The organism is Halomonas tibetensis (assembly GCF_042643535.1).
Lineage (GTDB): Bacteria > Pseudomonadota > Gammaproteobacteria > Pseudomonadales > Halomonadaceae > Halomonas > Halomonas tibetensis.
The window spans coordinates 11,580-38,336 of sequence record NZ_JBHRSQ010000015.1 but is presented as its reverse complement, the minus strand read 5'-3'; the positions used below and the strand labels follow the sequence as shown (position 1 = coordinate 38,336).

Genomic DNA, 26,757 nt, shown 5'->3' with positions numbered 1-26,757 from the left:
ATCTTGCACAGCGTGAGTCGAATCAAGAATGATCAGCGCCACATGCCCAGTCGGCCCTGCATCTCCACCAGCAAGCGATCCAGCGTCTGCGGCGGCAGTGGACGTCCCCCCCGGGTGGCGATCAGGCTCACCCGGCTCTGCTCGCCCTCCCCCGAGACCTCCACCAGCACCCGGTAGCCGGGCCAGCGCGAGAACACCGCCTCCAGACGACCCAGGTCGGCATCGGCATGGCGCACCACATAGCCGTTGGCCATCAGGACCTGAGCGGAGGCCCGCAGCGTCGCCTCGGGGGCGAAGGGGAAGTCCAGCTCGCGAGGCGCCTCCCGGGGCGGCGAGGTGGCACAACCCGTCAGCAGGAGGGCCAGTAGCAGGGCGGACACCAAGCGGCTCATCGGACATCTCCCGACTCGATGGCGCCGCGCAGCCGCTGGCAAAAGTCCCCGGTGCTGGCGCTACGCGCCTCGACCAGATCTCCTCGCCAGTCGATCACCTGGATGTCGCGGCTCACCGCCACCTCGCCATCGCCGGCCAGCAGTGAGACCCGATCCAACTGGGTCGCATCCCGGGTCAGGCTGCCCACCCCGCCGAAGCCGATCATCACACCGCTGCTCACCCCACCGCTGCCGCCGCCGATGCTGATGCCGCCAAACATGCCGCGGGTATCCCAGCGATCGTAGCGGTCCCCGTAGCCGGGCAGGATGCGGGTGCGCTCGGCACTCACCAGCCCCAGAGCCAGGTCGGTATGGCGAATCAGAAAGCCATCGGCCTCCAGAGCCGCCACGGCCCCAACAAGCACGACTCGGGGCGTCTGGTCGTTCAGCGGCCAGGAGCAGGCCGCTGAGGGACGAGGCTCCGCCGCCGGCAGCGTTGAGGGGATGGCCTGACATCCTGCCAACACCAGCATTGTCACTAGCACGATTACCAGTACGCGGGGCAACTGCCAGAGGCACATGGCCTTTCTCCCAAGGGTTAACTGGAAAGCAGTGTACGCATGGGGCACGGCGGAAGGAACGCCCGCACTTCTGCTCGCTCTCTTGCGCGACTAAGCTGGGCTAGATTCCTCCGTTGAGAACCACTCATGAAGATCCTCATCTGCCCTGATAGTTTCAAGGACGCCCTGCCCGCCGCTGCGGCGGCCCGCGCCATCGCCTGCAGCATCCGCCGTCTAAAGGCAGAGATCGAACTGGTCGAGTGCCCGCTGGCCGACGGCGGAGAGGGCAGCCTGGAAGCCCTGCTCGCTGCCACTGGCGCCGAGCGACGAACCGCCACCGTGCAGGATGCCCTGGGTCGCTCGACCCAGGCTGCCTGGGGCTGGCTGGCCGAGCGCCGCACCGCCTTCGTGGAACTGGCCGAAGCTAGCGGCATTCAAGCGCTGGCTCCTGCTGAGCGCACCGCCCTGCACAGCACCACCCATGGCGTCGGCGAACTGATCCGCGCTGCGCTTGACGCCGGCGCCGAGCGGCTGCTGCTGACCCTCGGCGGCAGCGCCACCAACGATGGCGGCGCCGGCATGCTGATGGCGCTGGGCGCCCGACTGCGTGATACCGCCGGGCGCGAACTCCCCCCGGGCGGCGCAGCCCTGGAGCACCTGGCCGAGCTCGACCTCTCGGGGCTCGACCCGCGCCTGGCCGACCTGCACGTCGAGGCCGCGGTGGACGTGGACAATCCATTACTGGGAGAGCGTGGTGCCAGCGCAGTGTTCGGCCCTCAGAAGGGTGCCACCCCCGACGATGTCGACCGGTTGGATGCCGCGCTGGCGCGGTTTGCGGATGTGGCCGCCGGGGCGCTGGGCGAAGAGCACCGGAATCTACCCGGCGCCGGCGCCGCCGGTGGCATGGGCTTCGCTGCCCGGGCCTTCCTGGGCGCCGAATTGCGTCCGGGCATCGAACTGGTGATGGAACAGGTCGGCTTCGCGGCGCTACTGGCCGACGCCGACCTGGTGATCACCGGCGAGGGCCAGCTGGACGGCCAGAGCCTGGCCGGCAAGACCCCGGTGGGCGTGGCCCGAGCCGCGCAGGCCCGAGGCGTGCCGGTGGTGGTACTGGCCGGGCGCCTGGCGCCTGGCTGGCAGGCGGCCATGGCCGAAGGCGTCACCGCCGCCTTCGCCCTGGCCGATGGCCCCATGGCCCTTGAAGAGGCGCTGGCGCGATGCGCCGAACTCCTCGCCGACCGCGCCGAGAGCGCGGTGCGACTGTTTATCGCAGCGCGGACCTGACACGACTCACTTGAAATCGGCATCGACCGCCAGCATATCGCTAGTATCGGCTATGACGGCCATCATCATCTTTGGCCCTGCTGCGTTGCGACAGCGGGCTAGACGACTTCAACCTCGCATTTTCCTATCACGACCAAGGAGCCATACGCATGAGCGACACCAATACCATCGGCCTGCACGAGGGTAGCGCCAGCCATCTGGCAGAGAAGCTCAACGAGCTGCTGGCCAACTACCAGATTTTCTACATGAATGTGCGCGGGTACCATTGGAACGTGAAAGGGCCGCAGTTCTTCGAACTGCACGCCAAGTTCGAAGAGTTTTATACCGACCTGCTGACCAAGGTGGACGAGGTCGCCGAGCGCATCCTGACCTTGGGCCATCAGCCGGTTCACGCCTACAGCGACTACGTGACCATGTCACGCATCGCCGAGGCGAAGAACGTCACCAACGGCGAGGCCTGCGTGCGCGGCACGCTTCAGGGTTTCCAGACCCTGATCGAGCTGCAGCGCGAGATCCTCTCGCTGGCCTCGGATGCCGACGACGAGGGCACCGCCGCCCAGGCCGGCGACTATATCCGCGAGCAGGAGAAGACCATCTGGATGCTGAACGCCCATCTGGGCTGAACATCGACGGTCTACTGACTGATGCAACCACAACACCGCCCGAGGGCGGTGTCGTGGTTTACGGGGCTTGACTCAGCGGGTCAGGTCCTCGACCAGCGCCCGCAGCAGCGTCCAGAACTCCTCCACCGAGGCGATCTCGACCCGCTCATCCGGGGAGTGGGCGCCTCGAATAAGCGGCCCGAAAGAGATCATCTCCAGGTGCGGGTACTTGCCGCCGAGAATGCCGCACTCCAGTCCCGCATGGATTACCTTGACTGCCGGGTCGCTGCCCATCTTCTTGCAATGGAGCCGACAGAAACGCGCCAGCAGGTCACTCCCCGGCTGGGGCGTCCAGCCCGGATAGGCGTTCTCGACCCTTACTTGGGCGCCGATCAGATCGAACAGCGCCGTGAAGCGGTCGGCCAGATCGGCGGTGGCGCTATCGCGTAGCGAACGCACCAGAGCGCAGAGATGGAAACGCCCGCCCTCCAGAGCGACCACACCGAGGTTGTTGGAGGTCTCTACCACGCCGGGCACCTCGCTGCTCATACGTTCCACGCCGCAGGGCGCCGCATGTAAAGCCGCTACCAGCAGGTGGCTCGCCTGGGCGGTCAGTGCCTCGGCGGACTCACCCTCCGACGGTGAGAGCGCCAGCGCCAAGCCGTCATCGACCCCGGCCAGCTCGGCACGCAGTTCGATCTCCAGCGCCATCACGCGACCCAGCGCCGTCTCGCGCTGGCCGGCCGGCATGGCCAGGGTGGCAAAGGCCTCCCTCGGCAGAGCGTTGGGTGCCACCGTGGTAGTCCACCAGGCGCACGTCGCAGCTCTTTAAAGCGCGCAACACCCTCACCAGCAAGCGATTCGCATTGCCCAACCCCTTATGGATATCCATGCCGGAGTGCCCGCCCTTCAGGCCGGTGAGCGAGAGACGCATCGCGACCTCGTCCTTGGCAATGGGCGAGGTGGGCAGCTGAGCCTCCACCACCACATCGGCCCCGCCGGCGCAGCCGATGTAGACCTCGCCGCGATCCTCGGAGTCCAGATTGAGCAGCAGGCTCCCCTCCAGCCAGCCTTCGGCCAGGTTGAGAGCGCCGCCCATGGAGCTCTCCTCCTCCAGGGTGAAGAGCGCCTCCAGCGGGCCGTGCACCAGGGTCTCGTCCTCGAGGATCGCCAGCGCCGCGGCCACGCCGAGGCCGTTGTCGGCGCCCAGAGTGGTGTTCGTGGCGCGCAGCCAGCCATCGTCACCCACTCGAGTCTGGATCGGGTCGCTGGTGAAGTCATGGTGATGGTCGGAATTGGCCTGGGCCACCATGTCCAGGTGGCCCTGGAGGATTACGCCGGGGGCCGCCTCGCGGCCCGGGCTGGCCGGCTTGCACAGACGCAGGTTGCCGAAGGCGTCACGGTCATGGGCCAGGCCCCGGGCGTCGGCCCACCGCTCCAGGTTAGCCACCAGCGCCGCCTCGTGACCTGAGGGGCGCGGGGTGTCGCAGAGGGTGCGGAAGTGGCGCCACAGCAGCTGAGGCTCAAGGGTGTCGAGATGTGCATTCATGGGGATTCGGTCCTGTGATAACGAATCCACCTTACTCAGCCCGGCTCTGTTGGGGAAGTAGACGCCAACAGCGCTGCCGCGGCTTGACGGAGCCGGGCGGTGACCTCGCGGCGCCCCGACACGCCGAGCCGGACGGCCAGCCACTCGCTGTTGCGGCCCTGGAAGCCCCAGGCCACCAGCAGGCAAAGCGGTTCGTTACCGGCCAAAACGCCCCTCGCCAGAGCGTTGCGCACCAGCGCCTGCAGTGCCGGGCGAGCCAGGGCCGGTTCGCGCTTTGCGAAGGCGACGTCTTCCACATCGCGGCGATCGGTGGCGTCAAGCGTGAGGCTTCCCCCCTCGGCCAGCAGCGCAGCGGCAATCTCCGGCTCCAGCTCGCGCAGCTCGAAGGCCAGCAGCCCAGGCAGGGCCCGCTGAAAACGGACGGTCAGCGCCGACGCCAGCGCTTCGCCGTGCTCGGTCAGCGGGCGCGCCATCATCAGCGCATGTTCGCCGGTGGCAGTCTCCCGGGTCAGCCCCAGGCGCAGGGTGACAAACCCCAGCGAACGCCAGAAGGCAATCAGCCCCGGCTCGGCGCCGAAGCTGGCTCCCAGCAGGTCGATGCCCTCATGGCTTGCCCGCACGACCTCGGCCTCGATCAGCCGCCGCCCCAGCCCGCCCCGGCGATGGGAGGCCGACACGGCGATGCGCACCACCCGGCGCAGCCGGGCGGTCAACGCCTCACGACAGCCGGCGTGGGCGGCCAGCGACTGGGCCATCAGATGACCGCGGGGCCGGCGCTCGCCGCGGGCGACCCGCTCGGCCAGTTCGAGGTCGAAACCGCCCTCGTCGCCGGTGAGCACCACGCCCACCGGCGTCTTGTCGGAAACCAGGGCACCGATGCCAACGCCGGGACCGTCCAGCAGCCGACGCAGGTCGCCAGGGGTGGTGCGATAGTGGGCCTGCACCAGCAGGCCGAACAGGGCACGCAGCCGATGCTCATCATCCGCCAGCTCGTCCGGCAATATTCGCTGCCAGACCGTCGAAACCGATGACGAGGCCGGTAACGGCTCGGCATCAAGCAGCAGCAGGCAATCGACCAGCCTCTCCAGGGGGTCATCCGCTGCCCAGCGGATCGGCTCGCTCAGGTGAATGCCCTGCCATTGCGGGGCCTCGCGGGTGAGCCGCTCGAGGAAGCGCACCGCGAAGCCCCGCCCGGAACCCTCGTAGCCGTGAACCGTGGTCGCGAAGGCGATACGCGGGAAGGCCGTCAGCCACTCGCCGAGCAGGGCGGCGGGGATGGCGGCCGCCTCATCCACCAGCAGACGCGCACCGGCACCGCCAATCGCGCCCTCACGGGCCAGGCGCGTCAGCTCGTCGGGGGCAACAAAACGGACTTGCCGCTCATTCAGCACGAAGGCGAGCCCCTGGCGCTGCCCTGCTGGGCAAAGCGACGCGATGCGCTGAAAGAGGCTCTCCACCGCCGCTGGGCGCGGCGCGGTAACCAGGATCTCCGCCTCGCCGGCAGCCAACAGTCGCGCACAGGCGATGCCCAGCGCCGCGCTCTTGCCGCGACCGCGGTCGGCGGTGATCACCAGGGGGCGGCGCCGGCGCTGCCTTACCAGCCGCACCACCGCCTCGGCCTGGTCGGCGGTCAGGCAGTCGGCATCCCCAAAGGGTGGCACAGGAGACCGAGCCAGGGCCGGCAGCAGCGGCAGCAACGGCTCGTCACCTACCGGCCAGCGAATCACCTCGGATGCCGCGCCCAGCAAGCCGGCCAGCCGCGCCAGATAGCGGGAGGTCAGCTGTTCGGGGCGAAAGGGATACTCGGCCAGACGGGCGTAGTCGGCGTCTGGGCGCTCGCCCCAGTCGGGCGGCGTCATCAGCACCAGCAGGCCGCCGGCGCGCAGGGTGCCGGCGAGGGCCCCGAAAGCGTCGGGGTCGAAGCCCGCCCCGGGCGACACCGCATCCACTACCAGCAGGTCCTGCTCGCCGCCCAGCCGTGTGCGGGCTCGGCCGGGGGCCAGCCAGTCTCCCTCGGCCAGCCCCGACGGAGCGTCGGGCGCCACCCACAGTGGCGACTGCCAATCCCCACCCTGCCACAGCAACAGGGCGGCATGTCGGCACGCGTCCACCTCGCCGGTAAGCCATACCAGCCCCCGCCAACGTCGCGCCGCCAGGCGGTCGGCATGGCCCAGCAACTCGGCAACGGCCCAATCGATAGGATCAGCCATGCAGAACCACCCCGGGGACGAACAACTTTAGTCGCATGCCTTCTTCCTTTCAACGCAGCCGCCGCCTCAACGTCGCCCTGCACGAGAGCATGGCAATTAATCCAACCACTTGATAGTGAATACTTTATTGAAGATCACAATGGTCCTTGGGCATTCCTTGCGTACTCGACAAACTCCCCACTAATGTACCTGCCTAACTATCGCTTGTGACATGGGACGCGTGCTAGCTTGATTCCCGCTGCCTACCCTGCCCATACAATCAAGTGCCGTATGGGCAGGAGATTCCGCCCCGATACGCCCTTCATCAGCGGAGCGGTAACGGCACTCCTTCTTCTCCAACCCCATCAGAACAATTCGCGGAGCACCACATGAAGAAGATGACCAAGTTTGCCCTCACCGGCCTGGCCGCCGGCGTGGCTCTGGCCGCAATCACCACCAGTGCCCAAGCCCAGGAGAGCGTCCGCTGGCAAGTGCCGATTGCCTTTCCCTCGCATCTGGTAGGCTTGAGTACCCCAGTGGTACATCTCTCCGAGTCTCTGGCGGCGGTTTCCGGTGGAAGCATCAACCTCCGTTACTACGAGCCGGGTGAACTGATTCCTCCCTTCGAGATCCTCGACGCAGTGTCCGAGGGCCGATACCCCGCTGGCTTCACCTGGGTGGGCTACGATCAGGGCAGCATCCCCTCCCTTCCGCTCTTTGCTGGCGCCCCCTTCGGTATGGAGCCGCCTGCGTACCTGGCCTGGCACTACCATGGTGACGGCCATGAGTTGCTCAAGGAGATTTACGAGCCCTACAACGTCCATCCGCTGCTTTGCAGCATGATTGGGCCAGAGGCCGCCGGATGGTTTGCCGAGCCACTGGAGTCCCTGGATCAGATCGACGGCCTGCGCATCCGCTTCGCCGGCATTGGCGGTCGTGTGATGGAGCGCCTGGGCGCCTCGGTCACCATGCTGCCCGGCGGCGAGCTCTACCAGGCTATGGAGCGCGGCACCATCGATGCTACCGAGTTCTCAGCGCCGGCGGTGGATCGCATCCTGGGCATGCAGGAAATCGTCAACAACTATGTGCTGCCCGGATGGCACCAGACTTTCACCACTGCACACTTGCTGATCAACAAGGACGCCTGGGACGAACTTGAAGATTCCACCCGCGCCCAGATCGATATGGGCTGCCGGTCCGCCACACTTTTCGGCTTCGCAGAGAGCGAATGGGAAAACCCCCAGGCACTGCGCGACTTCCAGGATGAAGGGGTAAATGCCCAGGTGCTGCCGGAAGAGATCCTCGAGGCGCTGCGAGAGGTCACCTACGAAGTCCAGGCCGATATCGCGGAGGAGGATGAAATGTTCGGGCGCGTTCTGCAGAGTCAGCAGGACTGGATGCGCATTCATGGCGAATGGCACGTTAAGGGACACCTGCCGCGCGAACATTTCGCACCCGACAGGATACAGCAGCTCGACTGAGCATCGCTCGACTGAGCACGTCCGGAGAGCCTGTAATGGCTCTCCGGACGCTTACGTCCTTCCTATCCTCGAGACACTTCACCATGTCAACGAAATCCTCGGATTCCTCACTCCCCCCGGACCTTCCAACCAATCATTTGAGCCATCGGCTGGACATATCCGTTGCTTTCACCGGCAAGCTGCTTTCCTGGCTCTGGATTGCCACCCTGGTTGTCGTGCTGACCAATGTCTTCAGTCGTTTCATCCTCGGTCGTGGCTCTGTTGCTTTGGAAGAAATGTCATGGCACTTGTTTGGCGCCACCATGATCCTGACCCTGGCCTATGCTGTGGTCACTGATGACCATGTACGGGTCGACGTGCTGCGTGAGAAGTTTTCTCTTCGTTTCCAGGCGTGGGTGGATCTTGCTGGCATTATGCTGCTCATGATGCCACTACTCTACTTCATGATTGACGGGCTCTTTGAATACGCTCAGCGCTCTTTCCTACAGGGTGAAAGTTCCCAGTCAGCAAGTGGATTGCCCTATCGCTACATCATCAAGAGCTCTCTGCCTATAGGTATGGCACTTATTGCCATCGCACTGTTCTCGCGGGCACTGCGCTGCACTACCCTTCTATTCAACTTTCCTCGGGAACTGCGCCTGCGTCACCCGACCAACTTTCGCTAACGCGGAACAGCGAGGATCATCATGGGTATCGAAGAAATACTCGTTTTCTGCATGTTTGCCAGCTTCATGGGGCTACTACTACTCGGCTTCCCGGTGGCCTGGTCGCTAGCCGGCATCGGCTTCTTGTTCGCCATCATCGGCCACATACTGGTCGAATACTTCAATGCCAATCTCTGGTTTTCCTGGGGGGGTACCATTGGCGTTCTCGACAGGCGACTCTTCGGTATCGTCGCCAATGAACTAATGGTGGCCCTTCCTTTATTTATCTTCATGGGAATCATGCTCGACCGCTCGGGTATCGCAGAGCGTCTGATGAACTCTCTGGTACGCCTGCTTGGCGGCCTGCGCGGCGGCTATGCCGTGACAGTGGTCATCGTGGGCATCTTGCTTGCCGCTTCAACCGGTATCGTCGGTGCGTCTGTGGTGTTGTTAGGCATGCTTTCTATCGGCCCCATGCTGCAAGCCAAATACAATAAGTCACTGGCGGTAGGTACCGCCTGCTCGGTGGGCACTCTGGGCATATTGGTGCCGCCGAGTATCATGCTCGTCCTGATGGCCGATCGCTTGGGGACCTCAGAGGCCTCGGTGGGCCGTCTGTTCATGGGAGCGCTGATTCCCGGCATTATGCTTGGGGTGATGTACATCGCCTACATCCTGATTGCTGCCTACTTCAAGAAGGATTTTGCCCCGGCGCCGGAGAATCGCGAACCACTGAATCTCAAGGCGATCTACGAAGTATTGGTGGCGGTTCTACCCCCCATGGTGCTGATCGTGGCGGTACTAGGCTCGATCTTCTCGGGTGTTGCTACCACCACCGAGGCCTCGGCTGTGGGGGCTCTCGGCGCCATGCTGCTGGCGCTGTTCAACCGCCGCCTGAGCTATAAGGTGGTCTCGAGCGCGCTATATCAGACCACGCGCACCACGGCCTTCATTTTCGGTATCTTCGTAGGCGCCACCGTTTTCGCCGTGGTGCTTCGCGGTCTGGGCGGTGACGATGTGATTCGAGACGCCATCACCGGTCTGCCTTTTGGCCCAGCGGGCGTCGTGCTGACGGTAATGTTGGTGGTCTTTCTGCTGGGTTTCTTCCTCGACTGGGTGGAGATCACGCTTATCATCCTGCCGCTGGTGGCACCGGTAGTCTTCAGCCTGGGAGTCGATCCGATCTGGTTCGCCATCCTATTCGCCATCTGTCTACAGACCTCTTTCCTGACTCCGCCCGTCGGCTTCGCTCTCTTCTACATCAAGGGTGTCTGCCCGCCGGAAATCACGACCCGTGATATCTACCTGGGCGTAGCACCCTTCGTAGCGCTGCAACTCCTCGGACTGGCTCTAGTGTTCTTCTTCGAACCTTTGGCTACCTGGCTTCCTGGCCAAGTCTACTCTGGCCGCTGATTCGGGTACCCTGCCTTACCAGAACCGTCCAAGAGCGCCCGTCATGCCCTGCATGGCGGGCGCTCTGGTATCCAACGCTGTGCCGTAGCAGCACAGGAATTGACGCACGTCATGAAAACCATTTTGCGTATCATTATCATTTGCAGCAGACAATAATTTTGCTATCGTCCCGATAGACCGAGACTGGCAGTGGAGCCCGAACCGCCTCAGAGCGGATACGTCCGACCGCCAACCCAAGGATCATCCAGACATGCAGAAGTCACTGTTCGCCTCCGCCACCCTCGTGGCGACCCTGATGGCCTCCCCACTCGCCTTCGCCGCCGATCTGACGCTCTTCAAGCGGTAGGGCGTCTTTCATCCGCCGAGGTAGTCGTAATGGCTGCAGCCGCGAGGTCTAACTGATAGAATTCTCACGCGCAAATAGCTCGCATCCTCACCGCTTTCAGACACCGCTGGAAGGAGATCTCGTTGACCAGTCCGGCCCGTTCCCGCGCTATCGCTCGCCTATCGCTACCCTTCAATGCCTGGAACGCCCTGACCATTGGTATCGCCTTGATCGTGGCCCTGCCTGTCATTGTGGTGCTGGCACACCTGTTCATCCCCACGGAGGGCATCTGGCAGCACCTGCGTAGTACCGTGCTACCCCGCTATCTCGGCAACACGCTCTTCCTTGTGGTGACGGTAGGGATCGGCACCTTCGTGATCGGCACCGGCACTGCCTGGCTGGTGGTGATGTACCGCTTCCCGGGGCGCCGACTGTTCGAATGGGGCCTCCTGCTACCATTGGCCGTGCCCACCTATGTGATCGCCTACGCCTACACGGATTTCCTGCAGTATGCCGGTCCCGTGCAAACCTGGCTGCGGGAGAGCTTTGGCTGGTCGGCGGGCGACTATTTCTTTCCTGACATCCGTTCCCTGTGGGGAGCAGCCACCCTGATCACCCTGGTGCTCTACCCTTACGTTTACATGCTGGCGCGAGCGGCTTTCCTCGAGCAGTCGGTATGCGTGCTGGACGTCGGGCGGACTCTGGGTCGAGGTCCATGGCGGTTGTTCACCAGCGTGGCCCTGCCACTGGCGCGGCCAAGCATCGTTGGCGGAGTATCGCTGGCGCTAATGGAGACGCTCAACGAGTTCGGGGCCGTGCAATACTTTGGCGTTGACACCTTCACCACCGGCATCTATCGCACTTGGTTCGGGATGGGCGAACAGGTCGCTGCGGCCCAGCTAGCTGCCTGCCTGCTGGCCTTCGTCATCGCGCTGGTGCTGCTCGAGCGTGCCTCCCGTGGCAAGCGCCGCTATTTCCATACCACCGGTCGTTATCAGCATCTGCCGGAATTCCCGCTGCATGGCTGGCGCGGTTGGGCCGCCACTCTGGCCTGCCTGACGCCGGTGCTGCTGGGATTCCTGATCCCCAGCGGGCTGCTCGGCTACCTTTCGTTCCGGGGAGGAGATGCCCTGTTCGGGTCGGCCTTCCTGACCTTTGCCGGCAATAGCCTGCTACTGGCGTCGTTAGCCTCAGCCGTCGCCGTGGGGCTGGCTCTGCTGCTCAGCTATGGCGCTCGCCTGAACGCCAACAAGGTCACTCGGGTCGCGACTCGCGTGGCCGCCATGGGCTACGCGGTACCGGGATCGGTGGTGGCGGTGGGCATTCTGATTCCCTTCGTGTGGTTAGACCATCAAATCAACGACTTCATGAAGGGGCAGTTCGGTTTCGCGGTGGGGCTGCTGCTCAGCGGATCAGCCTTTATCCTGATCTATGCCTACGTGGTGCGCTTTCTCGCCGTCTCATTCAATGCTATCGAGGCCAGCCTGGGCAAGGTCACGCCGAGCATGGACGCCGCTTCCAGGACTCTGGGGCAGACGGCAGGCGGCACGCTACGCAAGGTGCACACTCCCATCATGCGCGGCAGCTTGATCGCCGCCGGCATTCTGGTGTTCGTGGATGTGATGAAGGAGCTGCCGGCGACAGTGATCCTGCGCCCCTTCAACTTCGATACTCTCGCGATCCGCGCTCACAGTCTGGCCGCGGACGAGCGCCTGGCGGAGGCTTCGACGTCGTCCCTGGCCATCGTGGTGGTAGGCATCGTGCCCGTTATCCTCCTCAGTATCGCGATGCGGCGATCACGCCCCGGCAGTGGCTGACTCGAGGGGAAAGACGAAGACCTGGGAGGCGTCCAGACCGATCATCACAGGCTGGCCTTCCCGGGGCAGGAAGAGTCCGGGTGAGCGAGCGTGCATATGGGTTTCCTGGCCATCGGGTGCATGGGCGCAGATATGCAGCAGGCTGGTGCGTCCCAGCAGCTTGGCCATGATCACATGGCTATGATGCTGCTCCAGCGGTTCTTCCAGCGGCACCACTCTCAGCGCCTCGGGACGGATCATCACTTGTACGCGGCTGCCCTCTGGCAACCCTCTGCCGGAGACGTCGCCTACCGGCGTGGAAACCTTGCCGTCCACCACCCGTCCCTCGAGTTCGTTTACCTCTCCGAAAAAGTTGACCACGAAGGGATCCGTAGGGGCACAGTACAGTTCTAATGGCGTACCGGCCTGAACCACCCTCCCCTCGCGCATCAGCACGATGCGGTCGGCCATGAACATGGCCTCCTCGGGATCGTGGGTCACCAGCAGCACCCCTGCCCCGACCTTCTTCAGCACATGCAGAGTGTCGTCGCGGATACGGTCCCGCAGGCGAGCATCAAGGCTGGAGAAGGGCTCGTCGAGCAGCATCAGCTGGGGCGAAGGCGCCAGCGCCCGGGCCAGTGCGATGCGCTGCTGCTGTCCACCCGAGAGCATATGCGGGAAAACAGTGGCATAGCGCTCCATGCCCAGCAGTTCGAGCAGCTCTAAGGCCCGGCGGCGACGCTGCGCGGCAGGCTGGGACTTGAGCCCGAAAGCCACGTTGTCCAGCACCGAGAGATGGGGGAACAACGCCGAATCCTGGAAGGCCAGGCCAACGTTGCGCTTCTCGGGTGGTACATGAGAGCGCCCAGCGCGCCCCATTAACTGTCCTCCAAGCGCTACCTGTCCCCGCTGTACTGCTTCGAGTCCGGCGGCGATTCTCAGCAGGGTCGACTTGCCACAGCCGGAGGGGCCGAGCAAACAGACGATCTCCCCGGGGTTGACCTCCAGGGAGACGTCTTCCACTGCCAGGTGCTGCTGATAAGCATGGCGGATCTGGTGCATGGCGAGCACAGGTGCAGCGGCAGCGTTTTCGTCGATCTGAGGCATCGGTTGGCTAGTCATAGGATCTGAGCGGCCATTAATAAAGGTGTGTGGTGCATGGTAACGCGAAAGCCTCCTGAATGCGTTATACAATCGCTCGCATTTCGCTCCCCGGCGGTCAAGGCACGGCGGTTCCTGACCTGGATCAGATCACCCATCGACGGGACTTGACGCTGATGTCGGAAGGCGCTTCAATAGCGTAAATGTAATGCAAAGCATTATCATTTGAAATATCAACTCGCATATGAGGTGCCTCCATGCTGCAAAAACGTCGTCTTGCCATGCCCCTCGCCGCCCTGGTGGCCAGCTCTGCCATGGCGTCACAAGCTGCTGTCGCTGATGAGCTCAACGTCTATTCGGCTCGTCATTACGACTCGGACGAAGCGCTTTATGCCGCGTTCACCGAGCAGACCGGGATCGACGTCAACGTACTGGAAGGCGACTCCGACCAGTTGCTCCAGCGCCTCAAGCTCGAGGGAGAGGCCAGCCCCGCTGACGTGATGATCACCGTAGACGCCGGGCGCCTTTGGCGTGGTGAGCAGGAGGACATCTTCGCCAGCGTGGAGTCCGAGATCCTCAACGAGCGGGTGCCCGAGCATCTCCGCCATCCGGAAGGCAAGTGGTTCGGCTTCAGCGAGCGAGTCAGGACAATCTTCATCAACCCTACCGCGGTCGATGCGGACAAGATTACCCGCTATGAGGATCTGGCGGATCCGACGTTTGAAGGCCAAGTCTGCATTCGTTCCTCGAACAACATCTACAACCAGTCGCTGCTGGCCTCGATGATCGCTCACCACGGCGAGGAAGCCGCCGAGGAGTGGGCCGCGGGCGTGGTCAACAACTTTGCGCGCAACCCCGAGGGCGGCGACACCGACCAGATCCGCGGCGTTGCCAGCGGGCAGTGCGATATTGCCGTGGCCAACCACTACTACTATGCTCGCCTGGTCAACTCCGACCAGCAAGCAGACCGCGAAGCGGCCGAGAAAGTCCAGGTGATTTTCCCCAACCAGGGCGATCGCGGCGCGCACGTCAACGTAGGCGGTGCGGGCATAGTGAAGGGAGCGCCCAATGAGGAAAATGCTGAGCGCTTCCTCGAGTTCCTCGCCTCCGACAAGGCGCAGTCACTGTTCGCCATCGACAACTACGAGTTCCCAGTCGTCGATTCCGTGGAACTCGAGGGCTTCATGGCCTCCCTGGACGACTACAAGAGTGATGAGCTGAATATCAGCGCCCTTGGCGAGCACAACCCTGAAGCAGTGCGCATCTTCGATCGCGTCAACTGGCGCTAATCGTCACGTCGCCCAGCTCTGAGCCATGATGAAAGGGCTCGGAGCAGTGCACGAATCCCCGGTAGTGGGACAGTTCATTCAGCCAGCGTTAGAGGCCTGGGTACCGTAATTTGCGGGACCCAGGCCTTTTATGTCGGCATGTCTCATCGTCGCGTCATGCTAGAGGGATCAGTGCGCCTCGTCCCAGTTGGCTCCGCTCTCGGCCTCGACGATCAGCGGCACGCTCAGCTCTGCGGCGGCCTGCATGCGCCCCTTAATCTGCTCGATGAAAGCATCCACCTGCCCTTCCACCACTTCGAAGACCAGTTCGTCGTGGACCTGCATCACCATGCAGACGTCCATGCCGCCGACGCGCAACCAGGCGTCCACGTCGATCATGGCGAGCTTGATGATATCCGCCGCAGTGCCCTGCATGGGGGCATTGATCGCCGTGCGCTCCGCCCCCTGGCGGCGAGCGCGGTTCTGGGAGTGGATCTCCGGCAGGTAGAGGCGCCGGCCATAGACCGTCTCGACGAAGCCATCCTCGGCCGCCTGTGAGCGAATGCGCTCCATATACCGGGCCACCCCGGGGTAGCGGTCGAAGTAGCGCTCGATCCAGGTCTGGGCCTGGTTGCGGTCGATATGCAGCTGGCGACCCAGGCCCCAGGCGCTCATGCCGTAAATCAGGCCGAAATTGATTGCCTTGGCACTGCGCCGCTGGTCGCCGGAGACCTTGTCGAGGGGCACCCCGAACACCTCGGCGGCGGTGGCGACGTGAATGTCGCGGCCCTCGGCAAAGGCCTCGAGCAGCCCCTTGTCCTCGGAGAGATGCGCCATGATGCGCAGCTCGATCTGGGAGTAGTCGGCGGCGACGACCCGGTAGCCCGGCCGAGCGATGAAGGCCTGGCGGATCTTGCGGCCCTCTTCGGTGCGAATCGGGATGTTCTGCAGGTTGGGGTCCGACGACGACAATCGCCCCGTGGCAGTGACCGCCTGGTGATAGCTGGTGTGAAGCCGCCCGGTGGCCTTGTTGACCAGCCGCGGCAGCTTGTCGGTATAGGTGGACTTCAGCTTGGCCAGGCCGCGGTGCTCCGTGATCACCTTGGGCAGCGGGAAGTCAAGCGCCAGCTCCTCCAGCACCGCCTCGGCGGTGGAGGGCGCCCCCTTGGGGGTCTTCTTGAGAACCGGAATCTTCTGCTCTTCGAAGAGTATCTGGCCGAGCTGCTTGGGTGAGCCAAGGTTGAACTCGCGTCCGGCCAGTTCATGGGCACGCGCCTCCAGCTCGCGGATGCGCACCTCGAGCTCGCGGCTCTGGGCATGGAGCCGCTCCGGGTCCAGCGCCACCCCGGCCCGTTCCATCCGCGACAGTACCGAGATCAGCGGCAGCTCGATCTCTTCAAGCACCTCGGCGAGGCGACCCGTGGCCGCCAGGCGCGGGCGGAGCTCGCCATGTAGGCGCAGTGTGATGTCGACGTCCTCACAGGCGTAAGGGGCAGCCTGCTCCAGGGCGATTTGATTGAAGGTGAGCTGCTTGGCGCCCTTGCCGGCGATCTCCTCGAAGGAGACGGTCTTCTCTCCCAGATACTTCAACGCCAGGGAATCCATGTCGTGGCGAGTGGCAGTGGAGTCCAGCACGTAGGACTCCAGCATGGTGTCCTCCAACCGTCCTGCCACCGCGATGCCGTGGCTGGCCAGCACCGAGATATCGTACTTGAGGTTCTGGCCGATCTTGGTCGTTTTCTCGTCTTCGAGAAGCGGCTTGAGCCTGGCGAGCACGACGTCGCGGTCGAGCTGTGTGGGGGCATCCAGGTAGTCGTGGGCCAGCGGGATGTAGGCCGCCTCCCCCGCCTCCAGCGCCAGCCCAACGCCAACGATCTGCGCCTCCATGTAGGCCAGGCTGGTGGTTTCCAGGTCGAAGCAGAAGGCCTCGGCCGCTTCGAGCCGGGTCAGCCAGGCTTCCAGCTCGGCCTGCTCGAGGATCACATGGTCATTGCGGGGAGCGCTGGCACCGATCTCTTCGGCGTCGGCCGGCGTCGGCGTGCCACCAACCACGTCGTCGACGCCGGGGTCGCTGCCCTCCAGCAGCTCGGAGAGCCAGGCCCTGAACTCGAACTCGCGATAGAGCTCCATAAGCGTTTCACGATCCGGGTGGGCGATATCCAGGTCATCGAGGCCTACCGGCAGGTCACAGTCGGTCTTGATCGTCGCCAACTGGTACGAGAGAAACGCCTGGTCGCGGTGCTCATCGAGCTTCTTCGGCAGGGTCTTGGCGCCGCGAAAGTCCAGTCCCTTGACCCGCTCCAGATCGGCGTAGATGGTCTCGAGCCCGCCATTCATACCCTGCAGCAGACCCAGCGCGGTCTTCTCACCCACCCCCGGCACTCCGGGAATGTTGTCGACCTTGTCGCCCATCAGCGCCAGCAAGTCGATGATCAGCTCAGGTGGCAGGCCGAACTTCTTTTTCACGCCGTCGACGTCCAGGGCCTCGTCCTTCATGGTATTGACGAGAGTGATATGGCCGTTGACCAGTTGGGCCATGTCCTTGTCACCGGTGGAGATCACCGCATCGCGCCCAGCCTCGGTGGCCCGGCGGGCCAGGGTGCCGATGACGTCGTCGGCCTCCACGCCTTCGATGCACAGCAGAGGCAGCCCCAGCGCCCTCACGCAAGCATGCAGCGGGGCCACCTGGGAGCGCAGATCGTCGGGCATCGGTGGACGGTGGGATTTGTACTCGGCGAACAGTTCGTCACGGAAGGTCTTGCCCGGGGCATCGAAGACCACCGCCATGGGGCTGTCCGGATAGTCCTTGATCAGCCGCTTGAGCATGTTGAGCACGCCCTTGATGGCGCCGGTGGGCTGCCCTTTCGAGGTGGTGAGCGGCGGCAGGGCGTGGAAGGCGCGGTAAAGGTAGGAAGAACCGTCGACGAGTACGATGGGAGTGTCGGCCATGCAAGGCATCCATTGAGACTGAGCGGGAAGTGATCCTGATCACCCATGATACGCATTGCACGGGTGTTTTGCCGCGGGTGGTGGGCCTGCTGACCGCAACGGCATACACTGGTGACATAGCTACTTCATATGCCGCGCCGCGGCCAGGAGGCCATCATGATCGTGACACGCACCCTTATTGTTCTACTCCTTGGGCTGGCACTGGTCGCAACGGGCCCCGCTCTGGCCCAGACCTCCGCCGACCTGGAGCCGGATATCACCATCCGTCAGGAGGAAGATCGCACCATCCGCGAGTACCGCATCAATGGCGAACTCTATGCCATCGAAATCCGCCCCTCCACTGGTCCCTCCTACTACCTGGTGGACCATGACGGAGACGGCAACTTCGAGCGCCAGGACGGTGATCGCCTCGCCGTGCCGCAGTGGATCCTGCGTAGATTCTGACGAGAAACCACGACACGTGCATCACTCGGCCAAGTCGCTACAATAGGTCGCTTGGCATCCCCGGGTGAGAGACACATGGCCGTATTCACACCGCTATCCGAGACCCAAGTCGCGGACTTTCTGGCACGCTTTGATGCCGGCTCGCTGGTCTCCCTGGAAGGCGTACCTGCTGGCACCGAGAACAGCACCTTCTTCGTCACCACCGACCAGCGTCAGCTAGTGCTGACCTTGTTCGAGCAGGGCGAGTTTGGCGAGCTGCCGTTCTTCGTTGATCTGCTCGACTATCTGGATGAGCATCGTCTGCCAGTGCCAGGTCCAGTGCACGACCGCGAGGGCGTGGCACTCCACCGCCTGGCCGGTAAGCCCGCACTGCTCTTCCCGCGCCTGCCCGGCAAGCATCCCAAGTCGCCCAACCTGGTCCAGTGCGCGGCCTTGGGAGATGCCTTGGGCCATATGCACAAGGTGTCGCAGCATTTTCCGGGGCACCGGCCCAACCCGCGAGATCTTCACTGGCTGCTGCCCATGCATCACAAGGTGCTGGTCTATCTCTCGCCGGAAGACCAGGCCATGATGAAAGACGAAGTGGAGATCTATCAGGATGCCTTCGGCAGCGCTCTTGATTTGCCCCAGGGCACGCTGCACGGCGACTTGTTCCGCGACAACGCCCTCTACGAGGGCGATCGGCTGGGCGGCATCATCGACTTCTACAACGGTTGCACCGGCGACCTGCTTTTCGATCTGGCCATTGTCATCAACGACTGGGCTACCGATAACGACGGCCACCTGGATGCCGATCGCCACGATGCCATCCTCGGCACCTACCAGGCACGCCGCCCCCTCACCGCAGCCGAACGCGAGGCATGGCCGATGATGTTGCGCATGACGGCACTGCGCTACTGGCTGTCGCGGCTACTGGTCGTCTACGTGGATCCTCCAGCTCACGATCTCACCCCGCACGATCCCGAACGTTTTCGCATCATCCTGAAGGCGCGCCTCCAGCACGGCGCCCTCGCCCTCCCGGAGGTGAATGCATGAGTCTCTCCATGGCCAGTGCCGGCAGCCCGGCAAAGCGCGCCCGGCGCGTCTGGAATATCGACCAGTGGGGCAGCGGCTACTACGATGTGGACGACTCCGGGCACGCCCTGGTCCGTCCCCTGGGCAACGAGATCGAGGGCCCTGCCCTGCCGCTCGATGATCTGGTTGCGCAGCTCAAGACCGCCGGACTGCGCCTGCCTGTGCTGGTACGCTTCATTGACATCCTCCACGACCGCGTCGAACAGCTATGCGCCGCCTTCGACACCGCCATGGTCGAGGAAGAGTTCAGCGGCGGCTATACCGCTGTTTACCCGATCAAGGTCAACCAGCAGCGCCGGGTGGTGGAGGAGATCCTCGCCACGCCCGAGCGCGGCCGTGACCGAGTGGGTCTGGAAGCCGGCAGCAAGCCTGAATTGCTCGCCGTATTAGCGCTCTCCGGAGACGGGCCCTCGCTGATCGTGTGCAACGGCTACAAGGATCGGGAATATGTGCGCCTGGCACTGATGGGCGAAAAGCTCGGCCACCGTGTCTACCTGGTGGTGGAAAAACTCTCGGAGCTGCCGATGATCCTCGAGGAGGCCGCAGCGTTGGGCGTCAAGCCTCGCATCGGCCTGCGCGCACGACTCGCCACCGTGGGCCGTGGCCGCTGGCAGAACACCGGCGGCGAGAAGTCCAAGTTCGGTCTCACCGCCAGCCAGATTCTGGCGGTAGTGGACCACCTGCGCGATGCCAACGCCCTGGAGAGCCTGCAGCTGGTGCACTTTCACCTCGGCTCGCAGATCGCCAATATCCGCGATATCCAGCGTGGCCTGCGCGAATGCGCGCGTTTTTACCAGAGCCTGGTGGAACTGGGCGCGCCGGTGGACACCGTCGACGTGGGTGGCGGCCTGGGCGTTGACTATGAAGGTACCCGATCGCGCAGCTTCTGTTCGGTCAACTACTCGATGCTCGAGTATGCCCGCAACGTGGTCTATGCCTTTCGCCTGGCCTGCCAAGAGCGTGATCTACCCGAGCCGCACCTGATCAGTGAGTCGGGCCGCGCCCTGACCGCTCACCACGCGGTGCTGATTACCAACGTGATCGGCGAGGAGCGAATCAGCGAAACCGCACCGGAACGCCGCGTCGAGGACGATCCCCAGGTAAACGAGCTATGGCGGGTCCACGACCTGCTTCACGAACAGGTGGAGCCACGCGGCCTGGTCGAGGCGTGGCATGACCTGGTGCAGGCCATGGGTGAACTCCATGAACGCTTCGTGATCGGCATGACCAACATCAACGCCCGGGCCGAGGGCGAGGCCGTCTATTTTGCCGCCTGCGCGAGGCTGCGCGCCCGTCTCGATACTCGCAATCGCGCTCATCGTGAGATCGCCGACGAGCTGGCCGAGAAGCTCGCCGACAAGCTGTTCGTCAACTTCTCGCTGTTCCAGTCGGTGCCCGACGTCTGGGGTATTCAGCAGATCTTCCCGGTGCTGCCGCTGACCGGCCTCGACCAGGAGCCGGTTCGCCGAGGGGTGATTCAGGATATCACCTGCGACAGCGATGGCCGCATCGACGGCTACGTGGACGGCCAGGGGGTTGAGACCACGCTGCCCCTGCCCGAGTGGCAGGAGGGTGACGAACAACTGCTGGGCTTCTTCCTGGTGGGCGCCTATCAGGAGATTCTAGGCGATCTACACAATCTGTTTGGAGACACCGACTCGGTGGACGCCACCTTGGCAGAAGACGGTGGCTGGACTTTCAGTCACATTCAGCAGGGCGACCGGGTTGCCGACGTACTCAGCTACGTCAACTTCGACGCCGAGGTGCTGCGCAGCAATCTCGCCGAGCAGCTAGCCGCCAGCGGTCTGGAAGAAGCCGAGCAGCAGAGATTCCTCGATGCTCTTTCGGAAGGGCTGGCAGGTTATACCTATCTGGAGTAGCCGACCGTCTCTCCCCTGAATGCAACGACGCCCCGCAGCCACATGCTGCGGGGCGTCGTCGTCTGGCGCGGCAACAGCATATGTCTGCTGAGTCACTCCACCCAATCACTCCACTACGCGAGTCGTGATCTCCAGGCCGCCGGTCAGAGTGAAGTGCAGCTCGGCGCCACGCGACAGCGGGCCGACACCGGCCGGGGTCCCGGTCAGCACCACGTCGCCCGGCAGCAGGGTGAAGTGACGGCTCATCTCGGCCACCAAGGTGGCGACCGGAAAGAGCATGTCGGCGCCCTCGCCACGCTGTCGCGGCTCACCGTCGATGACGAGGGTGAACGCCAGAGCACTCCAGTTGGGCACCTGAGAGAGCCGCAGGAAAGCAGAGAGCGGACAGGCACCGTCAAACCCTTTGGCGGTTTCCCAGGGGTGTCCCTTCTCCTTGAGCCGGGTCTGCAGATCGCGCAGGGTCAGGTCCAGTCCCAGACCAATGCCAACGATCGCACGCTCGGCCTCGTCGGCAGTGGCATGGGAGAGTTCCTCGCCGACCAGCAGCGCCAGTTCGGTCTCGTAGTGCACCTCGCCCCGAGAAAAGGGGGCTTCGATGGGCTCTTCCAGCGGAACAGCACAGGTCGACGGTTTGATGAACAGCAGCGGCTCGCTGGGCACCGGATTGTCCAGTTCCCTGGCATGATCGGCATAGTTGCGGCCGACGCAGACGATCTTGCCGAGCGCATGGGGAAATTCCTGGCCATCGGTAAAACGTGGAACAAAGCGCATGGCGGGTCTTCTCCTTCTCGTTATGCGTGCCGCATCTCGGCGACCAGCCTCACAGTCTACCGCACCGTGCGCCGCGTACCACCTCCGCGGGGCCGACAGGTTGCCTTACCCCGCCGTTGGCCTGGCAGGCGGCCATGGCCGCCTGGGACCAAAACCGCTCCGATGGCACGCACAAAAAAACCGCCTCAAAGGACGGTTACCATTCGTTCGAACGATGCTGACTAGCAGGGCATTGATGGTGCCGGCACCAGGAGTCGAACCCGGGACCTACTGATTACAAGTCAGTTGCTCTACCAACTGAGCTATGCCGGCAATGCGATGCTCTGTAGCGGCGCAGAGGCGTAAAATCCTCTGAGCGAGAAAGACCGTGAACCCATGTTCACGGTCTTTCGTATTCAAGGTTGGCGATGGCTGGGGTACCAGGATTCGAACCTGGGAATGCCGATACCAAAAACCGGTGCCTTACCACTTGGCTATACCCCAGCAATATGGTGGCCAGAGAGGGAATCGAACCCCCGACACGGGGATTTTCAATCCCCTGCTCTACCGACTGAGCTATCTGGCCGCTGCCAACGGTGCGTATTAAACCTCAGTGGAGAATCGGCGTCAACCCCTTCCGTTTCAAAACGATGGCCGGAGATGACCAGGGATTGGCGTCACGATTCCCGTGGCACATAGCCCTCGGCCTGATCGGTCTCACGGTTATCCAGGAAGCATTCCATCTGCTCCATCAGGTACGCACGGGCCGAGGGCTCAAGCATATTAAGGTGCTTCTCGTTGATCAGGCGGGTCTGCAGCGCCTGCCACTCCTCCCAGGCCTGCTTGGATACGCTAGCCTGAATCTCCTGACCCTTCTTGCCGGGCAGCGGCGGAATCGGCAGGGCCTCGAGCTCTTGCTGGTACTTGCGACAGAAAACGGTCTGGCTCATGAATCATTCTCCTCGAAAAAAGTGAAAGTGGCGTCAAGGGCCCGGCTTGGCATTCAGGGCGAAGGGCAAAAGACCGGTCAGCAGCGACTTTACCGGGGCTGCCAACCCGATGGCATCGGGATTCTGGGGATCGTACCAGCGGCGGGTCTCGCCCACCGCGTCGAGGCGCTCGACGCGCGCCGGTTGGGGCGTGATCTCCAGCCGAAAATGGCTGAACACATGAATGAAAGAAGGGTATGCCGGCTCGATGGTGCTGCCCGGCGCATGACAGTCGAGCCAGTCCTGCAGCTCGGGGAACTCGTCGAACTGAGGCAGACTCCAGAGACCTCCCCACAGGCCACTGGCCGGACGCTGCTCCAGTAGCACCCGACCCCGCGCGTCCCGCAGCAGCAGCATACGAGTGGTGCGAGTGGGCAGCGTCTTCTTCGGCTTCGACTCGGGGAAGCGACGTTCTTCGCCGCGGGCATGAGCCAAACAGACATCCACGAAGGGACAGCGCCCGCACTCGGGGGTGCCGCGCCGGCAAAGCGTCGCGCCCAGATCCATGATCGCCTGGGTGTAGTCGACCAGGCGCTCATGCGGAGTATAGTGCTCGGCCAGCGCCCACAGGCGGCGCTCCACCGCCGGCCGGCCAGGCCAGCCCTCCACCGCATGCAGCCGAGTCAGGCTGCGCTTGACGTTGCCGTCGAGGATCACCGCCCGTTCACCGCTGCTCTGGGCGATGATCGCCCCCGCGGTAGAGCGACCGATGCCCGGCAGTGCCGCCAGGGCTTCCGAGTCCATGGGGAAGTCGCCGCCGAGCTCATCCACAATAACACCCGCGGCTCGGTGCAGGTTGCGTCCTCGGGCGTAGTAGCCTAGCCCCGTCCACAGGTGCAGCACCTCATCCTGGCTCGCCGACGCCAGTGCGCGCACGTTCGGAAAGCGCATCATGAAGCGCTCGAAATAGGGAACTACCGTGGCGACCTGGGTCTGCTGCAGCATGATCTCGGAGACCCACACCCGATAGGGCGAGCGATCCTGCTGCCAGGGCAAATCGTGGCGGCCGTGGACATCGAACCAGGCAAGCAGGCGGCGCTGGAACTCTACAGCGGACAGGACGGGTGAGGGCATCTCACTCATCGCGGCTCCAAAAAAAGCGCCGACATGGATGTCGGCGCAGGGACTGACTTTGCTCAATCAAACAGACTACGCAGCGTGTCACGAAGTTCCCTGCCCGCGCCTTCGCCTAGCTGCTCGTTGAGCCCCTCCAGGGCCCCCTCCAGACGGCGCTCCACTTCCTCCCCGGCGCGGCGACCCAGTTCATCCCGCAGTACCTCGCCGATGGCGGACTGGAAGGCCTGCTGATCGAAGCGGCACCAGTCAGCGCTGTCGCCCGAGAGGCTTCCCTCGCAGCGCACCGGAAAAGGCACCCGCTCCAGGCGGGGGTTAACCCGGCAGGCGGCATCGGCGGTATCGACCACCCGCGCCGCGGCGCGCAGCTCGAAGCGCTCGCTGATGAGATCAAGCCAACCCTCACCGCCCAGTTCGATGCCTGGAATGGCCACAAGCAAGTCGTCACTGGTGAGGGTGCCGTCGCGAATCACGAAGCTGGCCTCGACGCGCTCGAAACGCGTGTCCGGATGCCAGTCCCGGCTGGTCTCGCGACCCTCTATGGCGGCAACGGCGGTGCAAAGCTCCCGGGAAACGTTGACATCGAGGATGGCGCCGTCGTCGATGCGGGCGATGATATTACCGTCCAGGTTCCGTTTGAGCGCAGGCGACGTGTTGCCCCGGGTGGTCAGCTCACCTTCGGCGGAGAGGCGGCCGCGCAGCGGAGCCTCCTCGTCACTCAGCGCTGCAAACAGCTCGTCGGTTCGCACGCGCTCGATGCGGGGTAGCAGCTGCCAGTGTATCGGGTCGCGCGTCAGGTCCAGTTCACCATCGGCGGCCAGGCTACCCTCGTAGAAGCCGGAGGTAAATCGAGTCAAACGCTGCCGACCATCGGCACCCTGAAGGGCCAGATCAACGTCGCGGAACGCCAGTCCAGCCAGGCCCAGCCAGCCGAGGCGCAGTTGGCCATCCAGCGCCAGTTCGGCGAGCCACTCCTCCGGCACCAGGGTGCCGACCAGGTCGGCATAGGACCGGGAGATCCCCGGGATACCGGAAGCCGCGGCGCTGCCGCCTTCAGGCACCGAAGGCGGCAGGTAGGCATCAAGGTCCAGACGATCGCCCTGCAATTCAAAGTCGAGCATCTGCCCATCGAGGCCCGCCGCGAGCCGTCCGGTAAAGGTGCTGTCATCCAGCACCAGCGTTAAGCCATTCAGCTCAAATCGGGACAGGTCACCTCGCAGCGGACTGGTCAGCGCAACATCGGCAAGGGACTCGGCATCTGCCATGACCGGCAGGCTGTCGAAACGCTCAAGCCATGGGCGCAGAGTCGTGGGGGCAAGGCGCAGCTGGCCATCATAGGCCACGGCCCCCAGCAGGCCAGCGACGTTGAGGTTGCCATTCAGCGTAAGGCCATGCTCACTGCTCAGCTCCAGGTCGCGCAGCCTGGCGGTCTCTTCGACGAGGTCGGCCTCCAGAGCGAACATCAGTGAGAACGGCAGCGGTGACGTGCCCAAAACGGGATGGTTAAGGGTAGCCTCCAGGCGGCCCTCCTCAAGGCGCAGCCGGCGCTCGACGGAGTCGAGGCGCAGCTGGCTGCCCTGCAGGGCCAATTTCTGCTCGCCTTCAATGCCCGCCAGTCGGCTGGTGGTACTCAATGAAAGGTTCTCCAGCAGGTAGCGGCGCTCCGACAGCCCCAGGGTGACGCGAGCCTCCAGGGAGACATCGCTGGTCAGCCTCGGGATGTCCTCGCGGCTCTCCAAAACCAGGTCATCGTGGCCAATCAGGCGGAAGGTGGTGCGAATCGGGAAGGCACTGCGCGGGTTGACATTGCTGCCGGTGATGCCGAGCGATTCCAGCCGCAGCTCATGCCCGGTCCTCAGATCACGATAGCGCACCTCGCCATCGCGCACCTGCACACTGGCAACATTGAGTGCCACGGCCAGGCCACCCTGGCCATCCGGTACCGGGCCGGCGGAGGCATTCGCCGGCGCCAGCACCTCTTCGGCGGCCTCGCTACGCTCGGCCAGACGCTCCATAAGCGTTTCCCAGTTGCCTCGACCCGCCTCGTCTCGCTCCAGGTTGAGACGCATGCCCTCCAGGGTCATGCCGTCGATGGCAATCTCGCCGCGCAGCAGGGGGGCAAAGGCCAGGCTTACCTCGGCCCGCCTGAAGGCCACAAAGGACTCATCCTCGCTCACCGATTGCTCCGGCAACCAGGCATCAGCCTTCTCCACTCCCACCCCGAGACGCGGATAGAAGGACCAGGTCAAGGGTCCCTCCAGGGCGAGTTCCAGGCCGCTCTGCTCGCGAACCACTTCGATCAGCCGCGGCTTGAGATCCTCGGGATCAAAGAAAGTGGTGACATAGACCACGGCTGCCACGGCCAGCACGGCAACGATGCCTACCGCGGCAAGAAGAATACTCAGTAAGCGCCGCATCACTGACTCCTTTCTTGCATCATCAACTCGTAGAAGCCGCTATGCTGCTCCAGCCGGTAGCCCAGCCTCGTCAGCAGGACCTGATCGGCCAGTTGCAGTTGGGAAAGTTCTGCGCGCAGAGCCCTGCTCTCGGCCTGGGCTGCGTGCCCCACCAGGGTCAGCAGCCGAGTACCGACGCCGCGGCGTCGGGTCGGCTTGCGCACGCAGAAGTGCGATAGCCACCAGGCCGAGCCATCGTCACGCTGCGCCACCGCGCCTATCAGGCGGTCGTTGAAACGGGCACAGAGAAAACGATGGCCATCGCCCAGATGGCTTTGAATAAAAGTACCCACAGTTGCGGGCAGGCGCTCGGACGGCGCATCGGAATAGATACGGGCGAGGTCGAGTTGCGCCTGGGCATCCGCTTCCCAGGCGGCGCGGTCGACGGAATGGAGTGTCACCGGCATAGATGGATCTCCCTGGGCCGGGGCGGCGAGGGGTCGCCGCCGCGCAGTGGGGTGCATTGTAGCGGATGGGGTCACCGATTCTCTATAATGGCAGACTTCCGACCGCGGGCATGGCCCGCCGTCAGCTTGTTCTTTCAGGTCGCTGCCCGCC

20 protein-coding genes, 3 tRNA genes and 1 pseudogene are annotated in these 26,757 nt (G+C 63.9%); 10 read left to right on the top strand and 14 right to left on the bottom strand.

What is annotated here, in order from left to right:
* Positions 1-32 precede the first annotated feature (32 nt).
* Positions 33-392: a hypothetical protein gene (locus ACFODV_RS12000; RefSeq protein ID WP_379759641.1), complete on the bottom strand. Its 360-nt coding sequence runs from the start codon at positions 390-392 to the stop codon at positions 33-35.
* Positions 389-952: a hypothetical protein gene (locus tag ACFODV_RS11995; protein ID WP_379759638.1), complete on the bottom strand. Its 564-nt coding sequence runs from the start codon at positions 950-952 to the stop codon at positions 389-391. Before ACFODV_RS11995 ends, ACFODV_RS12000 begins: the two co-directional genes overlap by 4 nt.
* 126 nt (positions 953-1,078) lie before the next feature.
* On the opposite strand from ACFODV_RS11995, the gene ACFODV_RS11990 reads away from it, so the two are divergent.
* Positions 1,079-2,215 (top strand): glycerate kinase, encoded by a 1,137-nt coding sequence (locus ACFODV_RS11990; protein WP_379759635.1) that lies wholly within the window; start codon positions 1,079-1,081, stop codon positions 2,213-2,215.
* A gap of 149 nt (positions 2,216-2,364) precedes the next feature.
* Entirely contained in the window at positions 2,365-2,838 is a 474-nt protein-coding gene (locus ACFODV_RS11985; protein WP_290787035.1) for a Dps family protein, read from the top strand.
* A gap of 72 nt (positions 2,839-2,910) precedes the next feature.
* Here the strand turns inward: ACFODV_RS11985 and ACFODV_RS11980 are convergent.
* Positions 2,911-4,366, bottom strand: a pseudogene (locus ACFODV_RS11980) (aminoacyl-histidine dipeptidase).
* A 35-nt stretch (positions 4,367-4,401) separates the two neighbouring features.
* A complete protein-coding gene (locus ACFODV_RS11975) occupies positions 4,402-6,576 on the bottom strand; it encodes a tRNA(Met) cytidine acetyltransferase TmcA (RefSeq protein WP_379759631.1) in 2,175 nt (724 codons plus the stop codon).
* A 368-nt stretch (positions 6,577-6,944) separates the two neighbouring features.
* Between ACFODV_RS11975 and ACFODV_RS11970 the strand changes: the two genes are divergently transcribed.
* The 4 genes from ACFODV_RS11970 to ACFODV_RS11955 all read left to right on the top strand — a co-directional run bounded on the left by ACFODV_RS11970 (position 6,945) and on the right by ACFODV_RS11955 (position 12,235).
* Positions 6,945-8,036 (top strand): TRAP transporter substrate-binding protein, encoded by a 1,092-nt coding sequence (locus tag ACFODV_RS11970; RefSeq protein ID WP_379759628.1) that lies wholly within the window; start codon positions 6,945-6,947, stop codon positions 8,034-8,036.
* A gap of 83 nt (positions 8,037-8,119) precedes the next feature.
* Positions 8,120-8,701, top strand: coding sequence for a TRAP transporter small permease subunit (locus tag ACFODV_RS11965; RefSeq protein WP_379759625.1), 582 nt, complete (start codon positions 8,120-8,122; stop codon positions 8,699-8,701).
* A gap of 21 nt (positions 8,702-8,722) precedes the next feature.
* Positions 8,723-10,093 carry a TRAP transporter large permease gene (locus ACFODV_RS11960; RefSeq protein WP_379759622.1) on the top strand — a complete coding sequence of 457 codons (1,371 nt, stop codon included), beginning with the start codon at positions 8,723-8,725 and terminating at the stop codon, positions 10,091-10,093.
* A 495-nt stretch (positions 10,094-10,588) separates the two neighbouring features.
* Complete coding sequence (locus tag ACFODV_RS11955) at positions 10,589-12,235, top strand: ABC transporter permease (RefSeq protein WP_379759758.1); 1,647 nt, start codon at positions 10,589-10,591, stop codon at positions 12,233-12,235.
* Here ACFODV_RS11955 and ACFODV_RS11950 read toward each other — a convergent pair.
* A complete protein-coding gene (locus ACFODV_RS11950; protein ID WP_379759756.1) occupies positions 12,215-13,276 on the bottom strand; it encodes an ABC transporter ATP-binding protein in 1,062 nt (353 codons plus the stop codon). The genes ACFODV_RS11955 and ACFODV_RS11950 overlap by 21 nt on opposite strands.
* Before the next feature lie 296 nt (positions 13,277-13,572).
* On the opposite strand from ACFODV_RS11950, the gene ACFODV_RS11945 reads away from it, so the two are divergent.
* On the top strand, positions 13,573-14,604 hold the full coding sequence (locus ACFODV_RS11945) for a Fe(3+) ABC transporter substrate-binding protein (RefSeq protein WP_379759619.1): 1,032 nt from the start codon (positions 13,573-13,575) through the stop codon (positions 14,602-14,604).
* A 168-nt stretch (positions 14,605-14,772) separates the two neighbouring features.
* On the opposite strand, the gene polA is transcribed toward ACFODV_RS11945, so the two are convergent.
* Positions 14,773-17,532 carry a DNA polymerase I gene (polA, locus tag ACFODV_RS11940; protein WP_379759616.1) on the bottom strand — a complete coding sequence of 920 codons (2,760 nt, stop codon included), beginning with the start codon at positions 17,530-17,532 and terminating at the stop codon, positions 14,773-14,775.
* A 156-nt stretch (positions 17,533-17,688) separates the two neighbouring features.
* Here polA and ACFODV_RS11935 point away from each other — a divergent pair, with 156 nt between their 5' ends.
* The 3 genes from ACFODV_RS11935 (at position 17,689) to speA (ending at position 20,930) form a co-directional block, all read left to right on the top strand.
* On the top strand, positions 17,689-17,976 hold the full coding sequence (locus ACFODV_RS11935) for a DUF2782 domain-containing protein (RefSeq protein WP_379759613.1): 288 nt from the start codon (positions 17,689-17,691) through the stop codon (positions 17,974-17,976).
* Positions 17,977-18,051: 75 nt separating this feature from the next.
* Positions 18,052-19,011: a homoserine kinase gene (locus tag ACFODV_RS11930; RefSeq protein WP_379759610.1), complete on the top strand. Its 960-nt coding sequence runs from the start codon at positions 18,052-18,054 to the stop codon at positions 19,009-19,011.
* The gene (gene speA / locus ACFODV_RS11925; protein WP_379759607.1) at positions 19,008-20,930 is read left to right on the top strand and encodes a biosynthetic arginine decarboxylase; all 1,923 of its coding nucleotides are present in this window, start codon (positions 19,008-19,010) and stop codon (positions 20,928-20,930) included. Before ACFODV_RS11930 ends, speA begins: the two co-directional genes overlap by 4 nt.
* A gap of 105 nt (positions 20,931-21,035) precedes the next feature.
* Here the strand turns inward: speA and ACFODV_RS11920 are convergent, their stop codons facing one another.
* From ACFODV_RS11920 to ACFODV_RS11885, 8 genes are all read right to left on the bottom strand, one after another.
* Positions 21,036-21,701, bottom strand: a complete 666-nt coding sequence (locus tag ACFODV_RS11920) for a fumarylacetoacetate hydrolase family protein (RefSeq protein WP_379759604.1) — start codon at positions 21,699-21,701, stop codon at positions 21,036-21,038.
* 236 nt (positions 21,702-21,937) lie between these two features.
* Positions 21,938-22,013: transfer RNA gene (locus ACFODV_RS11915), tRNA-Thr, on the bottom strand.
* A gap of 96 nt (positions 22,014-22,109) precedes the next feature.
* Positions 22,110-22,184: transfer RNA gene (locus ACFODV_RS11910), tRNA-Gln, on the bottom strand.
* 6 nt (positions 22,185-22,190) lie between these two features.
* A tRNA-Phe gene (locus ACFODV_RS11905) sits at positions 22,191-22,266 on the bottom strand.
* Between the two features lie 91 nt (positions 22,267-22,357).
* A complete protein-coding gene (locus ACFODV_RS11900; protein ID WP_379759601.1) occupies positions 22,358-22,630 on the bottom strand; it encodes an oxidative damage protection protein in 273 nt (90 codons plus the stop codon).
* A 33-nt stretch (positions 22,631-22,663) separates the two neighbouring features.
* Positions 22,664-23,752, bottom strand: a complete 1,089-nt coding sequence (mutY, locus tag ACFODV_RS11895; protein ID WP_379759598.1) for an A/G-specific adenine glycosylase — start codon at positions 23,750-23,752, stop codon at positions 22,664-22,666.
* Between the two features lie 53 nt (positions 23,753-23,805).
* The gene (locus tag ACFODV_RS11890; protein ID WP_379759595.1) at positions 23,806-26,160 is read right to left on the bottom strand and encodes an AsmA family protein; all 2,355 of its coding nucleotides are present in this window, start codon (positions 26,158-26,160) and stop codon (positions 23,806-23,808) included.
* The gene (locus tag ACFODV_RS11885; RefSeq protein WP_379759592.1) at positions 26,160-26,606 is read right to left on the bottom strand and encodes an acetyl-CoA sensor PanZ family protein; all 447 of its coding nucleotides are present in this window, start codon (positions 26,604-26,606) and stop codon (positions 26,160-26,162) included. Before ACFODV_RS11885 ends, ACFODV_RS11890 begins: the two co-directional genes overlap by 1 nt.
* Positions 26,607-26,757 lie beyond the last annotated feature (151 nt).

Bases quoted from the DNA above. Each gene is read 5' to 3' on its own strand.
- ACFODV_RS11985 (WP_290787035.1), top strand. From the start codon at position 2,365: ATGAGCGACACCAATACCATCGGCCTGCACGAGGGTAGCGCCAGCCAT.
- ACFODV_RS12000 (WP_379759641.1), bottom strand. From the start codon at position 392: ATGAGCCGCTTGGTGTCCGCCCTGCTACTGGCCCTCCTGCTGACGGGT.
- ACFODV_RS11965 (WP_379759625.1), top strand. From the start codon at position 8,120: ATGTCAACGAAATCCTCGGATTCCTCACTCCCCCCGGACCTTCCAACC.
- ACFODV_RS11960 (WP_379759622.1), top strand. From the start codon at position 8,723: ATGGGTATCGAAGAAATACTCGTTTTCTGCATGTTTGCCAGCTTCATG.
- ACFODV_RS11935 (WP_379759613.1), top strand. From the start codon at position 17,689: ATGATCGTGACACGCACCCTTATTGTTCTACTCCTTGGGCTGGCACTG.
- ACFODV_RS11950 (WP_379759756.1), bottom strand. From the start codon at position 13,276: ATGCACCAGATCCGCCATGCTTATCAGCAGCACCTGGCAGTGGAAGAC.
- speA (WP_379759607.1), top strand. From the start codon at position 19,008: ATGAGTCTCTCCATGGCCAGTGCCGGCAGCCCGGCAAAGCGCGCCCGG.
- ACFODV_RS11970 (WP_379759628.1), top strand. From the start codon at position 6,945: ATGAAGAAGATGACCAAGTTTGCCCTCACCGGCCTGGCCGCCGGCGTG.
- ACFODV_RS11995 (WP_379759638.1), bottom strand. From the start codon at position 952: ATGTGCCTCTGGCAGTTGCCCCGCGTACTGGTAATCGTGCTAGTGACA.
- polA (WP_379759616.1), bottom strand. From the start codon at position 17,532: ATGGCCGACACTCCCATCGTACTCGTCGACGGTTCTTCCTACCTTTAC.
- ACFODV_RS11885 (WP_379759592.1), bottom strand. From the start codon at position 26,606: ATGCCGGTGACACTCCATTCCGTCGACCGCGCCGCCTGGGAAGCGGAT.
- ACFODV_RS11990 (WP_379759635.1), top strand. From the start codon at position 1,079: ATGAAGATCCTCATCTGCCCTGATAGTTTCAAGGACGCCCTGCCCGCC.
- ACFODV_RS11975 (WP_379759631.1), bottom strand. From the start codon at position 6,576: ATGGCTGATCCTATCGATTGGGCCGTTGCCGAGTTGCTGGGCCATGCC.
- ACFODV_RS11930 (WP_379759610.1), top strand. From the start codon at position 18,052: ATGGCCGTATTCACACCGCTATCCGAGACCCAAGTCGCGGACTTTCTG.
- ACFODV_RS11945 (WP_379759619.1), top strand. From the start codon at position 13,573: ATGCTGCAAAAACGTCGTCTTGCCATGCCCCTCGCCGCCCTGGTGGCC.
- ACFODV_RS11920 (WP_379759604.1), bottom strand. From the start codon at position 21,701: ATGCGCTTTGTTCCACGTTTTACCGATGGCCAGGAATTTCCCCATGCG.
- mutY (WP_379759598.1), bottom strand. From the start codon at position 23,752: ATGAGTGAGATGCCCTCACCCGTCCTGTCCGCTGTAGAGTTCCAGCGC.
- ACFODV_RS11890 (WP_379759595.1), bottom strand. From the start codon at position 26,160: ATGCGGCGCTTACTGAGTATTCTTCTTGCCGCGGTAGGCATCGTTGCC.
- ACFODV_RS11900 (WP_379759601.1), bottom strand. From the start codon at position 22,630: ATGAGCCAGACCGTTTTCTGTCGCAAGTACCAGCAAGAGCTCGAGGCC.